The sequence below is a fragment of the Lysinibacillus capsici genome, assembly GCF_020217405.1.
Taxonomy (GTDB): domain Bacteria; phylum Bacillota; class Bacilli; order Bacillales_A; family Planococcaceae; genus Lysinibacillus; species Lysinibacillus capsici.
The window spans coordinates 3,116,791-3,132,029 of the sequence record NZ_CP084108.1 but is presented as its reverse complement, the minus strand read 5'-3'; the positions used below and the strand labels follow the sequence as shown (position 1 = coordinate 3,132,029).

14 protein-coding genes are annotated in these 15,239 nt (G+C 38.3%); 6 read left to right on the top strand and 8 right to left on the bottom strand.

Annotated features, from left to right (window positions below):
- The first annotated feature begins 75 nt into the window (after positions 1 to 75).
- The 3 genes from LCP48_RS15415 (at position 76) to cyoE (ending at position 2,590) form a co-directional block, all read left to right on the top strand.
- Positions 76 to 633: a hypothetical protein gene (locus tag LCP48_RS15415; RefSeq protein WP_225340362.1), complete on the top strand. Its 558-nt coding sequence runs from the start codon at positions 76 to 78 to the stop codon at positions 631 to 633.
- Positions 634 to 671: 38 nt separating this feature from the next.
- Entirely contained in the window at positions 672 to 1,325 is a 654-nt protein-coding gene (locus LCP48_RS15410; protein ID WP_009370150.1) for an alpha/beta hydrolase, read from the top strand.
- A 314-nt stretch (positions 1,326 to 1,639) separates the two neighbouring features.
- Positions 1,640 to 2,590, top strand: a complete 951-nt coding sequence (gene cyoE / locus LCP48_RS15405) for a heme o synthase (protein ID WP_004227273.1) — start codon at positions 1,640 to 1,642, stop codon at positions 2,588 to 2,590.
- Between the two features lie 70 nt (positions 2,591 to 2,660).
- Here cyoE and LCP48_RS15400 read toward each other — a convergent pair whose 3' ends face one another.
- From LCP48_RS15400 to LCP48_RS15375, 6 genes are all read right to left on the bottom strand, one after another.
- Positions 2,661 to 3,395, bottom strand: a complete 735-nt coding sequence (locus tag LCP48_RS15400; protein WP_225340361.1) for a metallophosphoesterase — start codon at positions 3,393 to 3,395, stop codon at positions 2,661 to 2,663.
- 261 nt (positions 3,396 to 3,656) lie between these two features.
- Positions 3,657 to 4,106 (bottom strand): helix-turn-helix transcriptional regulator, encoded by a 450-nt coding sequence (locus LCP48_RS15395; RefSeq protein ID WP_009370152.1) that lies wholly within the window; start codon positions 4,104 to 4,106, stop codon positions 3,657 to 3,659.
- A 138-nt stretch (positions 4,107 to 4,244) separates the two neighbouring features.
- Positions 4,245 to 4,649 (bottom strand): hypothetical protein, encoded by a 405-nt coding sequence (locus LCP48_RS15390; protein ID WP_004227282.1) that lies wholly within the window; start codon positions 4,647 to 4,649, stop codon positions 4,245 to 4,247.
- 91 nt (positions 4,650 to 4,740) lie between these two features.
- Positions 4,741 to 6,075 (bottom strand): hemolysin family protein, encoded by a 1,335-nt coding sequence (locus LCP48_RS15385; protein WP_004227284.1) that lies wholly within the window; start codon positions 6,073 to 6,075, stop codon positions 4,741 to 4,743.
- 32 nt (positions 6,076 to 6,107) lie between these two features.
- Positions 6,108 to 6,449 (bottom strand): MerR family transcriptional regulator, encoded by a 342-nt coding sequence (locus tag LCP48_RS15380; protein WP_036218600.1) that lies wholly within the window; start codon positions 6,447 to 6,449, stop codon positions 6,108 to 6,110.
- 215 nt (positions 6,450 to 6,664) lie between these two features.
- A complete protein-coding gene (locus LCP48_RS15375) occupies positions 6,665 to 7,150 on the bottom strand; it encodes a hypothetical protein (protein ID WP_225341044.1) in 486 nt (161 codons plus the stop codon).
- A 198-nt stretch (positions 7,151 to 7,348) separates the two neighbouring features.
- Here LCP48_RS15375 and LCP48_RS23365 point away from each other — a divergent pair, with 198 nt between their 5' ends.
- Positions 7,349 to 7,477: a hypothetical protein gene (locus LCP48_RS23365; RefSeq protein ID WP_004227289.1), complete on the top strand. Its 129-nt coding sequence runs from the start codon at positions 7,349 to 7,351 to the stop codon at positions 7,475 to 7,477.
- A 99-nt stretch (positions 7,478 to 7,576) separates the two neighbouring features.
- Here LCP48_RS23365 and LCP48_RS15370 read toward each other — a convergent pair.
- Together LCP48_RS15370 and LCP48_RS15365 are read right to left on the bottom strand one after the other, a co-directional pair.
- A protein-coding gene (locus tag LCP48_RS15370) for an IS3 family transposase (protein WP_085986378.1) occupies positions 7,577 to 8,934 on the bottom strand; the annotation gives its coding sequence in 2 pieces (ribosomal slippage) (positions 7,577 to 8,481 and positions 8,481 to 8,934; 1,359 coding nt in all).
- Between the two features lie 154 nt (positions 8,935 to 9,088).
- Positions 9,089 to 10,438, bottom strand: a complete 1,350-nt coding sequence (locus LCP48_RS15365) for an IS1182 family transposase (protein WP_225340360.1) — start codon at positions 10,436 to 10,438, stop codon at positions 9,089 to 9,091.
- 406 nt (positions 10,439 to 10,844) lie between these two features.
- On the opposite strand from LCP48_RS15365, the gene LCP48_RS15360 reads away from it, so the two are divergent.
- Positions 10,845 to 12,932: a methyl-accepting chemotaxis protein gene (locus tag LCP48_RS15360; RefSeq protein WP_225340359.1), complete on the top strand. Its 2,088-nt coding sequence runs from the start codon at positions 10,845 to 10,847 to the stop codon at positions 12,930 to 12,932.
- Positions 12,933 to 13,092: 160 nt separating this feature from the next.
- A complete protein-coding gene (locus LCP48_RS15355; protein ID WP_009370171.1) occupies positions 13,093 to 15,180 on the top strand; it encodes a methyl-accepting chemotaxis protein in 2,088 nt (695 codons plus the stop codon).
- Positions 15,181 to 15,239: the final 59 nt, after the last annotated feature.

Below are 15,239 nucleotides of genomic sequence, written 5' to 3'. Positions count from 1 at the left end.
GGTTCGTTGCCATATTTCACAATCATGGTATGATAAGAAAGAAAATGATTTGTAGATATAAAGGACGGATTTTTTATGGCACAAGAAGCGGCAAATAAGTTTATAGAAAACGTATGTAATCATTTAGTTCGCAATATGAATATTACAAAAGTGGAAGATCATTTTAAAGAAACAATTACTATGCAGCGACAATCAGCCGCGACATCTATGGACTTTTGGGACATGTTGATGATGAATATGCTTTATTTTACGGAGAATGAACAGGCTTGGGAGCAGGAATTTCTAAAAATGCTTCAAGCTAAGGAATGGCTAAAGCCATCAGCTCTTGAAGAGGAATTATTAATGCATCAGATGCGCATTCGTCAACAAGTGGCAGAGCAATTAGATGCTGCAAAGAATTTATTCCATAAGCAATATGAGACAGAAGGCATGACTGAGGAAGCAATTATTTATGACTATGCCTATAGCTCTGCTGGGCATTCCATGCGTATGGATTTATTAACCGTGCTTGTATCCACGCCAGAGCAATCAAAAATACTCTTTGACGCAGACCCACAGGAAACGATACGAATTGTCAATGGCTACATTGCCTACCATACAGATGGATTAATTAATAAAACAAAATTACACTAATTTTGTTACAAAGCTTCACGCGAAAGGAATTTGATTAAATGAATACACCATTTACTTTTAACCATACACAACCAACAAATATGGACCCTACGAAGAAATATCCCGCTATTTTTTTGCTTCATGGCATGGGCAGCCATGAGGATGATTTACCACAATTAGTGCAGGATTTTCAAGAGCAATGTCATATATTTAGCTTACGAGGGCCAATTACGCAACATCCCGGCTATGCTTTTTTTACCATTCAAGAGGTGGGGCAACCAGATCGTGCAATCTTCGATAAAGTGTTGATTGCATTGCAACGATTTATATTAGAGGCCATCGAAGAATACCAAATCGATCCTCATAAAGTATTTGTTTTAGGCTTTAGCCAAGGGGCGGTTTTAGCACAATCACTGGCCTTTGTGATGGGGAATTTAGTGACGGGTATTGTTGCATTAAGTGGCTATACGCCAAGGTTTGTGACGGAGGAATATGCCATTCGTTCTGTAGAACATTTACATGCTTTTATTTCGCACGGTGATTATGATTATGTAATACCTTCTCAATGGGGAATGGAAAGCAAGGAGATCTTTGAACAATTTGGTGCTACGGTGACATTTAAACAATACCCAGATGGACATGGTGTAACACCTGATAATCTTCGTGATCTAGTGGCATTTTTAGCGCAGCAACTACAGGAAGAAATTCAATAAAAGGAAATCCGAGGCAAAAATTTGTCTCGGTTTTTTTTGCCTACTGTGATACGATCTATTATCAAATTATTTTTCTCCAATAGTGTTTGGAAGAATCGAGGCAAGAAGGTTCAAATTCACGTCAGTCGGTGGTATCATAGTAGATGTTGTGAATGAACGTTCTTTGTTAGATGAAAAACATGTACTTTATGTGAAAAGAGAGACAGAACAGATCTAAAAGGGGTAAAATAATAATTTGATGTGCTAGATGCAAATTTTGTCGCTTTCTATCGATGAAAGCGTGTAGAAATTATGGAGAAAAGGAATTAAGCTGAATGGAACAAAATCTGAAAACGGAGCATAAACCACTATCCTCCGAAAAACCAAGAGGGAAGTCATCACGTTCTTCTATTTTAGCGCAAACCGTCAAGACAGGGATTATCAAATCCAATTTAATACCTATGTGGGCTGGTTTAACGCTAGGCATGTACAAAAATAAAATGACGTTTGTAGACAATATACCAGAAATCATTTTTTCAACAATCGGTTCCGCCTTTGTCATTGGAGCTGCAGGGGCCTTTAATAATGTCTATGATCGTGATATTGATGCAATTATGCCTCGTACACAAAGCAGACCAACTGTAACAGGTGAAATGTCAGCAAAATCGACGTTATCATTAGCTGTTGTAATGTTAATTATAGGAGTAGCTGTGTTGGCACTTGCGTCACCTTTAGCAGCGGCATTTGGATTATTAGGTGTATTCCTATATGTAGTCCCTTATACAATGTGGACAAAGCGTCGTACGATATATAATACAGAAATCGGTAGTATTAGTGGTGCGGTGCCACCATTAATTGGTTGGTCTGCTGTATCTACAGATATTACACACCCAGCGATACTTGGTTTATTTTTTGTTATGGTCATTTGGCAAATGCCACATTTCTATGCTATTGCCATTCGCAAACGTGTAGACTATGAAGCAGCCAGTGTGCCCATGCTACCAGTTATCAAAGGGATGCGTCGAACGTATTATCAAACCAATTTCTATTTAATCTTATTGATTTTATCAAGCTTTTTATTTGGCTCGCTAAGTGTAGGCATCATGCTTGTGGCATTGATCTTAAGTGTTGCTTGGCTAGTGATGAGTATTTACGGTTATCATAGTAATACAGATCAAGTGAAATGGGCTACCAAAATGTTTGTTTTTTCCCTATTCCATATGACTATACTATTCTCAACAGTCATTGTGTACTCGCTAGTAGGCGTTATTTTTAAGTTATATTAATTTTTTCAAAAATTGCCCTGAAAAAAATAAGTAGTGCGAAAACAATTACGAAAATAAAAAACCAACAAGTTCACTCGTTACTTGTTGGTTTTTTATTATCGACAGAAATGATTTGGCGACTAGGCCATTCGAATGCATGTAATCGTCCGCCAAAAACAGCTCCACCGTCAATGCCAATAATATTATTTTCTCCGAAATAAACACGATAATCAGTTGGATCATGATGCAGGTTATAAGTAGGGGTATGGCCGAAGATTACTGTTTTTTCCCCTTGATAGCCTGCGTGGAATTCCTCACGAATCCAAAGTAAGCGCATGGGGTCAGTTTCGGCTATTGCAGCACCTGGCACAACGCCACCGTGGACGAAAATAGCATCCTCTAACTCAATATATATTTCAAATGTCTCGATTAACTGTAAATGTTCTTCGAGTTTAGGGAGCGTTTTAATAAAGCTAGGCAGAGTATTACTTTGGATGGCTTCCTCAAAGTCTGCCAACTGATAGCCATAGCTTGCTAATGTAGCCTCACCACCACAAAGCCCTACCCAATGGTTCCATGGCTTAGCAAGGCCTGAACGACATGCATTGAGCATGATCGCCTCATGATTGCCTAGTAAAACGCGTGCACCTTTTGTCTGTAATTCACTCACTAAATTTAACACACCACTAGAAGAGGGCCCTCTATCAATATAATCACCAAGAAGAAAAAGCTGGTCGTTCATTGGGTCATAGTTTGCTTTTAATAATAGTTCTTCCAGTAGCTCTAATTCTCCATGTATGTCACTAATTGCTAGTATACGGTTCATGTACGAGCATCCTTTCTAATAGTACAGCTTTACCCTTAAGTATAGAGAATTATTCTACAAGTTTCGACTTTTCTAGCTTCTCCTAGCTTTTTTCATAGAATTTTTAAAGAAACAATTCTCTTACTACTATGTTTATCATATGAAGGATGATTTTATAGCTTTATTCATTTGTCTAGAGAAGATGAGTTATGAGAGGAGGGGAAATGCTTGAAACGTAACAGCAGAAGCAAATTGCAATGCTCCTACTGTTTGACTTAAAAATTATATCTGTAGTTTTTCCCATGCTTGCTTGGCTATTTGTTCATCAAATGTTGAAATGAGGCGAAAATTATTGCTGTCTAAAATGCGATAATGCTGACTGATGACGTTTTGCTGTAGTCGAAAACCACCATACTCCTGAATGTTTTTCCACCATATGTATCCACCCATTGTTTTCTCTTTTGGCTGCAATGTTCCATTATTTGCGATTAAATCTACAACCTCTAATGGATCACCACCAAGCTCATGCTGTAAAATTGTACTGTCTCGACACAATGTGCAAACTGTAACAGTGGTTGTCCAGCCAGCTAGTATACGGCCCTTTTCAATTTGGACAAGTGTTTTTTTTGATAATCCTAGTAAATCACTCATTTGATCCTGTGTGAAAGCTTTTTCTGTACGGATTAATTTCAGTTTTTCTGAAACGAGTGTGATTAATTGTTCACGATTCATCCTAACACCCCTTATTTTCAGATTGTTAAGTTCCATTATACATGAAAGTAAAGAAGCGTGTTTTTCTTTCATCTTAGGAAGTTGCTTAGATCGCGTAAAATTGAAACAGACTGCCCCTAATGGACAGTCTGTTGGATGTTAGATTTCATATTTTTTCGTATCCGAGATCACCCTGAAGTGGATGCCTTTAATCTGAGCGCTGACTTTATGGCGGAGTGTATCAATATCCACAAGCTCCTCTTTATTTTTGACACACACAGCAATCTCTTGTAATAGCTTTGTAAAAGATTCTTTAAATAGTGAGCGCATATTATCGAAATCTAAACTACGAAAACTCCCATCAATATCGAAAGCTTCAACTGAATTTAATTGTTTGGAAGCTCCTGCAAAACGATCATCGTAGACTGTGTAATTTTCATCTGTTACCACGATAATAAATAGAACTTCTCCCGTGATTGTTTTTAACTCAATATTTGTTTTGTGTTTCTTTACGTCAGTAATAATGTGAATACCATCTGAATGATATAGCTTAAATAATGTCATGTGTATGGCCCCCTACAACTAAAATCATTTTTCTCTATTCATTATATAGTGAAATGGCTAATAATGGAATAAGGAATACTGTTTCCTACAGTTACGATTGAACCTCTGTTTTAAGAAGTAGATTTTTTCGAAGAGGACGAACCTCAATATAATGAATTTGATGACCTTGTTGCTCATAGATGCTAAAAATATAGGAGCCTAGTTCAATATTTTTTGATGCTTTAATGCCGTTATTTACAGTTAAGAACCAACCACCTAATGTTTCCACTTCTTCAGCTTCCAGCGTAATGTTTAATAGATTTTCTACATCTTCCACAAGCATTTTTGCATTTAATAAGTAGTGATGATCTGTAATTTTTCGAATATCTGCAATTTCATCATCATCAAACTCATCTCGAATTTCACCAACAATTTCTTCTAAAATATCTTCCACTGTTACAAGACCAGATGTACCACCATATTCATCCATTAGGATGGCCATATGGATTCGTTCCTTTTGCATACGTACAAGTAATTCTTGAACGGGCATTGTTTCAATTACGCGAATGACAGGATTTATGAAATCTTCTAGAACTAATGAGTCGTCTGTAAGTTGTTCAAGTAGACCATGGGTTAATAGTTCTTTCGCATTGATGAAACCTAATATATTATCTCGGTCCCCATCATAGATTGGGTAACGGGTATATTTTTCAGCAGCGATGTAATGAATAATGTTTGTAAAAGATTCATTTTGTTCAATTCCAACAATTTCTGTTCGGGGAACCATGATTTCACGAGCAATACGTTCATCAAATTCAAAGACGTTATTGACATATTTGAGCTCAGATTTATTGATTTCACCACTTTTAAAGCTTTCGGACAGTAATAATCGCAATTCTTCCTCTGTATGAGATAGCTCATGTTCGCTAGCAGGTTTCATACCGAATAAGCCAACTAACACACGTGCAGAACCGTTCAAGAACCAAATAAATGGATACATGATCTTATAGAAAAACATAATGGGTTTTGCAAAAAGAAGTGTAATGGATTCAGCTTTTTGGATGGCAGCCGTTTTTGGGGCTAATTCGCCGACCACTACATGTAAAAACGTAGCGATGGCAAAGGCTGTTCCAATTGTAAAGATTGTCATATATTTATCGGAAATGCCGATCATTTCGAATAGCGGGTGAAGCATAAATTCAAAAGTTTTTTCACCAACCATCCCGATACCAAGAGCGGTTACAGTAATCCCTAATTGACAGGCTGATAAGTATTCGTCTAAGTGTTGAACAACATGTTTCGCAGCAACTGCTTTTTTATTGCCTTCCGCAACCAGCTGGTCGAGTCTTGAGGAACGTACTTTTACAATGGCAAATTCTGTTGCCACGAAAAAGCCTGTTAAAGCTAATAAAATGGTAAAAATCGATAGGTTTATTATGGTCTCCAAATAGTCGTTCTGTAAAAACAGAACGTCACCTCCTAATTATGAATGAGTAATAATAAAGATTGCATTAATGCAATACTTTCGGGTGAAACATTTTTCTTAATCGTTTCAATTCTTTTATCATCTTGCTTGTTCATTTGTGCGAGCAGAGATGTAACATCATGCTCTAAATCTTGCATTTTTAAACGAAGCACCTGGACATCGATTTCTTCATAGGGTGTGATGTTTAGCTCATGTTGGATTTGTACAAGTGAGAGTCCCTGTTGTTTGCGCTGTTCAATAAATTGAAGCCGTTTAATCATGGCTGGGTCATAGTAGCGATAATTTGCTGCAGAACGTTCTGCATCTAGCAAACCAATATTTGTATAGTAATCGATTGTTCGTTTAGTAATGCCTGTTTTTTCTGCAAGCTCGCCAATCTTTAATTTTTCTGTCCCAATGCAAACACCTCCAAACCATCACGTGATACTTTGATTATAACGTGATGGTTTTAGTTTATTCAAATGATAGCCTTTGATATTTCGAAATTATAAGATTTTTTTCAAAAAAAGAACGTTTCTGCCATGATTAAATGGTAGAGACGTTCCTAAGTTTACGGAAGTAAATAAGTATCATATAGGTGATGGAGAGCTTCCTCACCATTTTTTTGTAAGAGAATTTCTTCATTATATGTAAGTGTTATGCTCGTTTGCTCGCTATCAATTTTGTCGTCAATTATTTTACAGGTAACAGTCACAAAGCCTGATTCAGCAAGCTTTTCTTTCATGTCGTCACTCCATGCCTGATCTGAAAATAGCGGAGGCTGCCAAGTACCTCTCACATGTAGCTCATTTTTTTCGAGGTCATAATCCCAGCGTATGTCACGTAAAATAGTTTTAAATAGGTCATTAACCGTAAACAATGTATCTTTATAGTTAATGTCTAGTGCACGTATTGCATGGACATCTCGGCTAACTGCACTAGCTGCGGAATTAGCAGCTGAATTGATGCCTGAAGCAGCATCTTTAATTTCTGAAAATCGACCACCACAGCCAGAAAGTAGTGCACAGATGCATGTGATACAAGCAACTTTTGTCATCCATTTCACAAGTAGTCCCTCCAGTCTAGTAAGTTGTTATAACTATCTTAACGAAAAGAAAAATATGAAGAAAGGGCATGAAGGCGGTAGTTTGTGACGGTTTTGCAACGATGCGACCTCCACTTGATTGTTCGGCATTTGGGAAATATATAAGTCTGAATATTTAGTAAAAAACGAAAAGAATAGGAGCGGTTTGTGATGAAAATTAATGATGAAATGCTTGATCGTTTAGGAACATACTTTGTTTATCATGCTGTTTATGATAATTATGGAATTACGTTTGAAAACTTTGTGGAGCGTTGGCTACGAGGCATACTTGACATATAGCGAGCTGTACTTTTAAAAACTCCTGGAAACAGGAGTTTCAGACTGTAGACAAAAGCCCTCGAGAAGTTGAACTGACCCAAAAAAGTTAGACATATTTAGTTAAGCAACTGCTAAGACCTGAGTTCGGTACTCCACCGGGCTTAGGTCTTTTAATTTTTCTTTCATTCGTTTGTGATTGTAGTAGTAAATATAGTCGTTGAGTTCCTGTTCAAAATGTGCCATGGATTCAAATTCTTGTAGATACAGGAGTTCAGATTTTAATAAGCCAAAGAAATTTTCGATGACTGCGTTGTCCAAACAATTACCCTTACGGGACATACTCTGCGTAATTCCATGTTGCTTTAATGTTTGTTGATACTTTTTCATTTGATAATGCCAACCTTGATCTGAATGAAGAATGACTTGATCACTTGATTCGAGGCGCTCCAATGCTTGTTCTAACATATTATGGACTAGTTTATACACTGGACGCTTCATTACCGTGTATGCAATGATTTCGCCATTACATAGATCAAGGACGGGTGATAAATAGCGTTTCTCACCAAATAGATGGAACTCTGTCACGTCTGTTACCCATTTCTCGTTCATTTTTTCCGCTGTAAAATCGCGTTGTAATATGTTTGGGGCAATTTTTCCGACGTTACCTTTATACGAACGATATTTCTTCATGCGGACTTCACACTTTATGCCAATGGCATTCATCAAGCAGTTAATCGTTTTTGGATCGTGATGAATACCAAATTTTTTTAGTTCTTTGGTGATCCGACGATAACCATAACGTCCCTTATGTTCATGATAAATGGACTGAATTGCGACTTTCACATCAGCGTATTTATCATGACGATTCAAACGCTTTTCCCAGTAATAATACGTACTACGTGGAATATCAGCGACTTTGATTAATTCCACTACTTCATAGATTTCCTTTAGTTCATAAATTACTTGCGCTTTGATTTGATTGGTAATTTTTCTTGCATTTGAACTAAAGTATTCAACTTTTTTAAGTACGCATTCTCCATTTCTAATTGTTTAATTCGTGCTTCTAACGCCTCAACAGATCCTTCAGCTGGTGTTGATTTCGTTGTTCTTTTTGTCTCTTTTTTCATAGATGGATGCCCCTTTTTCTTAGAAACAAGGGCATCATAACCACCAACTTCAAACTTCAACTTCCAATTCCGAATCATGCCAGGAGATGAAATATTGAATAGTGCAGCTGTGTCTCTCGAAGATGTACCTGTCTCGTTCATATAATTAAGTACATTCATTTTATAGTCAGCTGAATAGTTTGTATAGGACTTTAAGAAAGTCTCTACGCCATTTTTTTGATAACGGCGAACCCATTCACTGACAATCTGAGCTGTCACACCGATATCTTTCGCAATTTCGATCAAAGTTTCATTTCCATTTAAATATCGTTGAACTGCTTGAATACGTTGTTCAACATTTACTTTTGCCATAAAAAAACCCCCGTAAAAGTTAGATTGATGTCTAACTTTTACGGGGCAGTTCAAGTTCACTCTCGAGGGCTTTTGTCATTTTTCTTCCTATGTCGTCTTGATATTTGGTCATACATTGCCAAATCCAACATACGCTTCGAGCATAGTTGCTCTCTTAAGCTACTTGCCACGTCCAAGTAGCCAGTTTCTTTAAATTCATGGCAGCAAAAGTAAGCATCGCCTGCATGGACAATTTTTTTAGACCTCTTAAGGTTGTCCATCGCATACCATGCTTTTCCTTTGCATCGGCAAAGACACGCTCAATCGTTTCTTTGCGCTTTGCATAGATTTGTTTGATGTCATTGGAATGACGTAAATGTTCTGCTTCCTCTACATATGATTCCCAAATATGACGTTGAATGAGTTTTTGATGTTGCTTACTTTCTGTACATTGGGATAGGCTCGGACACTTCGCACAAATCAAAGGATTCGATTTATATTGACGATACCCTTCTTTAGTCGTTGTCGTATACTTCAATATCTGTCCTTGTGGACAAAGATAACAATTATAGTGCTCATCATATATATACTCATGCTTTCGGAAGAAACCATCTTTCGTTTTAGGACGTGTATAAGGAAGAACAGGCAACATTTGATTCTCTAATAAAAAGTTTGTAATTGCGGGTGTTTTATAGGCTGCATCTGCCGCAACAGCTAATGGTTTTTGAACGTTTTTAATGACTCTTTCCACAAGTGGCTGTAATACATGACTATCGTGCACATTTCCCGGAGTCACAATGGCACCCAAGACAAAGCCCTTTTCATCTGTCGCTGCATGAAAAGAATACGCAAACTGTTTCGTACGTTCATCCTTCACGTAATAGCCACTTTCAGGATCTGTCGTGCTTTCCTTTATTTCTTTCCATTCTTCTTTTTCAAATTTCTCCGGGGAAAAGGGCTTTTTTCCGTGTTCCTCACGATCAATATTTAACTCTAATTGAAGTTTCTCTTCATAAGCCCGTGTTTCTTTTCGCACAACTTTTTTATCATACTTTCGTTTATTCGCACTCGCTTTCACATGCGTAGAATCGATAAATAAATGGTCTGCATGGAGGAGTCCTTGATGCATAATCTCTTTTAATATACGATAGAATATCTGCTCAAATAGATCAGTGTCTTGAAAGCGACGGACATAATTTTTACCAAAGGTAGAGAAATGCGGAACTTCTGTATGGAAGCCAAATCCTAAAAACCAACGATACGCCATATTCGTTTCAATTTCTTTGATGGTTTGACGCATGGACCGTATACCAAAAACGTACTGAATAAACGTCATTTTAAAGAGAACAACAGGATCAATACTAGGGCGTCCTTTAGCAGAGTAGAGGTTTTCTACTAAAGGATAGATAAATGAAAAATCAATAGCCGCCTCTAGTTTTCGTACTAAATGATCTTGGGGAACTAATTGATCAATCGTTAACATTTCTAATTGTTCACGTTCATTGATTTGATTTTTCGTCATCATGGTTGATCACCTCGAAAGTGTACTTTTTATCAATAGATGAATAAGGAATTCTTTATGTAGAAGTTGATTGGAACGAAGGGTGGCGACTCCTGCGGGAAAAGCGGGAAAGTCGAGATCCTGGACTGAGCGAAGCGAGGGAAGCAGCTCGACCCCGCCCGCGGAAAGCGTCCGCCCGTAGTGGAAATCAACGGCTTTACTTTATTTTATTGTAAAAGAAAAAAGACTGTGGGCAAACTCAAAATTCATTGAGTTTGTCTACAGTCTGAAACTCCTGGAAACAGGAGTTTTTATCTATAAAAAAGACATATTTCCTCTTGATTTAGATACTTTACTCATGGTGACTGATGCTATAATTAGCTTAATTGGTTAGGTATCTATTACTTTCTATCTAAAGGGGATGATGCATATGAATTTATTGGGGAAAATTCTCGCAACTGTCATTGGGACAGTATTTGTCGTATTCGCAGTTATAACAGTTGTGAATATTTATCAAACAAAAAATTTAACAATAGAAACAGCTCAAAAAATGGCACAAGCAGAAACATCGGATCACGCCTACCAGATTCAAATTCAGCTTGATTATGCTATGGATACAGCACGTACGCTTGCAGCTAATTTAACTACAATGGTGGAAGAACAAAAGGCTGATCGTACTTTAACAGATGCTATGTTCCAACGTATCTTGAAAAATAATGAGCAATTTATGGGTGTTTGGTCTGTATGGGAACCTAATGCCTTCGACGGGCAAGACGAAAAATACATAAACACAGAAAGACATGATGCATCAGGACGCTATGTTCCATTTTGGACGCGCGATGGTGATAGTATTGTTCCTACTCCTATTGTTGATTATGATACGTCTGATTTTTATCTATTACCGAAACAAAAAGGACAGGAAATGATTTTGGAACCATTTGTTTATCCTATTGCGGGTAAGGATGTGTTATTAACGTCCATCATTGTGCCTGTTACGATTGACAATGAATTTAAAGGCATCGTGGCCGTGGATATGAGTTTAGAAACATTCGCTCAACTAAGCCAACAAGTAAAATTATTTGATAGTGGTTTTGGTTCGATTATCTCGAATAATGGCATGTTTGTGACACATCCAAACAATGATTATGTGACAAAGCCATTTGCTGAGCAAGAACAGTATACATATAGAAACGAGATTCAAACGGCCATTCAGGAGGGCAAGGCTTCCGTTATTCAAGATTTTTCAAGCTATTTACAAGAGGATAGCTATATTGTCACTGCTCCCATTCATATTGGAAAAACGGAAACTCCGTGGTCATTGCTTGTCACAGTACCGACTAAAGAAGTGTTAGCACAAACAACAAAACTCACATGGACAATGGTCATTATAGGTGTTGCTGGCCTGATTTATCTTTTAATCGTGCTAACATGGCTTATTCGTCGAATTGTTCGACCTATCGTAATGACAGTGGAGCAGGTGCAAGCGATTGCAGATGGAAATTTAGCAGTGGAACCATTAGCGGAGGATAGCAAGGACGAGCTTGGTCATTTAGCAAAGGCTGTCAATATCATGACAAGTAATACACGAACATTGATTCAGGAAGCAACGCAAATTTCAAATCAGGCAAGTACCTATAGTGATCGACTCATGTCTTCCACAAATAATATGAGTGTGAGTATTGATCAAGTGCTAACGACAACAGGTGAGTTAGCGACAGGAGCAACCTTACAAGCTGAGCACGCAGCCCTAACGCTAGGTGTAACGCAAGAGGTAGAGCAGAAATTGCATGCTATTCAAGTGGCTATCAAGGAAATGACTCATCGCTCTCAGGAGACTACGCAGGCATCCAAGCAAGGTTTGATTCATGCGGAACAATCGATTCAAGGCATGGAGGCGATGTCGGAGCAAGTCACATTAACAGCATCTGTTGTCCAGCAGCTGAGTGACCAATCGACTGAAATTAATCGTATTTTACAAGTCATAAATGCTATTGCAGGTCAAACGGATTTACTTGCACTTAATGCTGCGATAGAGGCTGCTCGTGCAAGAGAGCATGGGAAAGGCTTCTCTGTCGTAGCAGAGGAAGTACGCAAACTTGCAGAGGAGTCCGCCAAATCGACGAGTCAAATAGCAGCTATTATTGATACGGTTGTGAAGGAGACTGTAAAAGCAGGCGATGCCATGCAAAATGTTGTGGCTGCTGTGCAAACCAATACACAGTATCTTGATGCCAATAAACAAGCACTTGATGCCATCTTACAGCATATCGTTGATACTGTAGCGCAAATTGACGAAGTGACAACTGCCTCTCAGTTAATTCAAACGGAAACAGTAGAGGTAGTCCGGGCAGTGGAAAATATGACAGCTGTCAGCCAGCAGTCCTCAGCAGGAACAGAGGAGCTATTAGCAACGATGGAGCAGCAAAATACCGCAGTTCATGAGCTGAAAAATATGGCAGAAAGCTTATCTGGTATGACGAACTCCTTACAACAAACACTAGCAAAATTCCATTTTTAGTAGAGAACTAAGGCTGCGTGTCATCTTATGTATAACAGGATGACATGCAGCTATATTGTAAGTTAAATTCTATAAGAATTATTTTTTCTGAATATTTAGTTATTTATTGACGCATAAATGCTATTATTTATTTAGTTGCTATAGGTGGGAGCTGGTACATATGAAATTACTACATAAAATATTACTGACAACGTTATCTACAATGATGATTGTGTTCATCATTATTTTAAGTGTCAATATTGTAAAAACTAATTCACTAGCAGTGGAGGATGCACGACAGCTCGCTCAATCGCAGGCGTCCGAAAGTGCATATCAAATGCAAATGGAACTTGATTATGCGATGGATACAGCAAGGACAGTAGCCTCTAATCTCCAAACAATGGTAGCCAATCATAAGGGAGATCGTGATTTAGCAAACGAGATGCTCAAACAATTACTCGAACAAAATGATACCTTCCTAGGGGTTTGGACGATTTGGGAGCCAAATGCCTTTGATGGACAAGATGCTCATTTTGCCAATTCGAAAGGGCATGATGCATCAGGTCGTTTCCTTCCATATTGGGCACGCAGCAACAATGGTGTGACGCTTGCTCCTCTAGAAGACTATGAAACTAGTGATTATTATGTATTACCTAAAACGTTGAAACAAGAGGTTATTTTAGAGCCGCTAACTTACCCAATTGATGGTCAAGATGTATTGATGACTTCCACAGCTATACCTATTCAAATAAATGGAAATGTCGTTGGTCTTGTTGGAATTGATATAAGCTTAGAAACATTGGTTGCCATTAATAATGAAAATGTACTCTATAATACAGGGTATAGTGCCATTGTGTCTCATAAGGGGACATTTGTTGCCCATCCATCTCCTGATTATGTCAATAGACCAGTGACTGAAATGGAAAAATATAAAAGTGCGGATAAAGTTTTGTCTGCTGTTGAACAGGGCAAATCCTATTTAGTAGAGGATTATTCATCCTATTTACAAGAAGCTTCCTTTATTGCTGTCTCACCTATCCAAATTGGTCAAACGTCGACACCGTGGGCATTGCAGGTAATTATTCCATCTGATGAGGTAATGGCAGCCGCAAGTGAGGCAATGTGGTTATCAATACTACTAGCTATTATTGGTATTATTGTATTAGTTGGTGCCATTACTTGGATAGCTCAGCGGATCGTCAAACCAGTGGTTCAGACAGTGGAACAGGTCAAAACCATTGCTGGTGGAAATTTAGCAGTGGAGCCGTTACAGGTTCGTTCGAAGGATGAAATTGGCGAGCTTGCACATGCAATGAATCATATGACAGACAATATGCGCGAGCTGTTACAAGCGGCTACACTTATTTCCAATCAGGTGAATCTATACAGCGGAGAATTACGTGCTTCTACCAATGATATGAGCATCAGTATCGAACAGGTGTTAACAACAACAAGTGAGTTGGCGACAGGTGCTACCGTACAAGCCGAACAGGCGTCTACCACATTAGGCGTTACACAAGAGGTTGAGCAGAAATTGCAAGCAATTCAAATGGCAATTGAAGAAATGCTTCAGGATTCTCAGCTTACAACAACGTCTTCTAAACAAGGTTTAATTCATGCAGAGCAGTCTATTCAAGGGATGGGAGTGATGTCTGAAAAAGTGTCACTGACAGCTATGGTCGTCCAACAGCTCAGCGACCAATCAACAGAAATTAATCGTATTTTACAAGTCATTAATGCTATTGCAGGTCAAACAAATTTATTAGCATTAAATGCGGCGATAGAAGCTGCTCGTGCAGGTGAGCATGGCAAGGGCTTTTCGATTGTGGCAGAGGAAGTACGAAAGCTTGCAGAAGAATCAGCCAAATCAACAAGTCAAATCGCCTCCATTATTGATATGGTTGTGAGGGAAGCAGCAAAGGCTAGTGATGCTATGCAAAGTGTTGTCTTAGCTATGGAAAACAATACGCAATATATTGATGCCAATAAGCAGGCACTTGATGCGATTTTATGCCATATTATCGATACAGTAGCACAAATCGATAATGTGACAGCTGCCTCCAGTATCATTCAAAGGGAGACGCAGGAGGTTGTACGTGCAGTGGAAAATATGACGGCTGTTAGCCAGCAATCCTCAGCAGGAACAGAGGAGTTATTGGCAACAATGGAACAGCAGAATTTAGCGGTTCATGACATCAATAGCAAAGCCCAACAATTAACAGCTATGACGGACTCATTACAGGCAGCACTAGCTAAATTTCAATATTAAATTAAAAGAGCTGTAGGCAAGGTGAAATTTTCATCCAACCTTGCTTACAGCTCTTATAC

Excerpts from the sequence above, each read along its gene's own strand:
- LCP48_RS15415 (WP_225340362.1), top strand. The coding sequence starts at position 76 with ATGGCACAAGAAGCGGCAAATAAGTTTATAGAAAACGTATGTAATCAT.
- LCP48_RS15410 (WP_009370150.1), top strand. The coding sequence starts at position 672 with ATGAATACACCATTTACTTTTAACCATACACAACCAACAAATATGGAC.
- cyoE (WP_004227273.1), top strand. The coding sequence starts at position 1,640 with ATGGAACAAAATCTGAAAACGGAGCATAAACCACTATCCTCCGAAAAA.
- LCP48_RS15400 (WP_225340361.1), bottom strand. The coding sequence starts at position 3,395 with ATGAACCGTATACTAGCAATTAGTGACATACATGGAGAATTAGAGCTA.
- LCP48_RS15395 (WP_009370152.1), bottom strand. The coding sequence starts at position 4,106 with ATGAATCGTGAACAATTAATCACACTCGTTTCAGAAAAACTGAAATTA.
- LCP48_RS15390 (WP_004227282.1), bottom strand. The coding sequence starts at position 4,649 with ATGACATTATTTAAGCTATATCATTCAGATGGTATTCACATTATTACT.
- LCP48_RS15375 (WP_225341044.1), bottom strand. The coding sequence starts at position 7,150 with ATGACAAAAGTTGCTTGTATCACATGCATCTGTGCACTACTTTCTGGC.
- LCP48_RS23365 (WP_004227289.1), top strand. The coding sequence starts at position 7,349 with ATGAAAATTAATGATGAAATGCTTGATCGTTTAGGAACATACTTTGTT.
- LCP48_RS15365 (WP_225340360.1), bottom strand. The coding sequence starts at position 10,438 with ATGATGACGAAAAATCAAATCAATGAACGTGAACAATTAGAAATGTTA.
- LCP48_RS15360 (WP_225340359.1), top strand. The coding sequence starts at position 10,845 with ATGAATTTATTGGGGAAAATTCTCGCAACTGTCATTGGGACAGTATTT.
- LCP48_RS15355 (WP_009370171.1), top strand. The coding sequence starts at position 13,093 with ATGAAATTACTACATAAAATATTACTGACAACGTTATCTACAATGATG.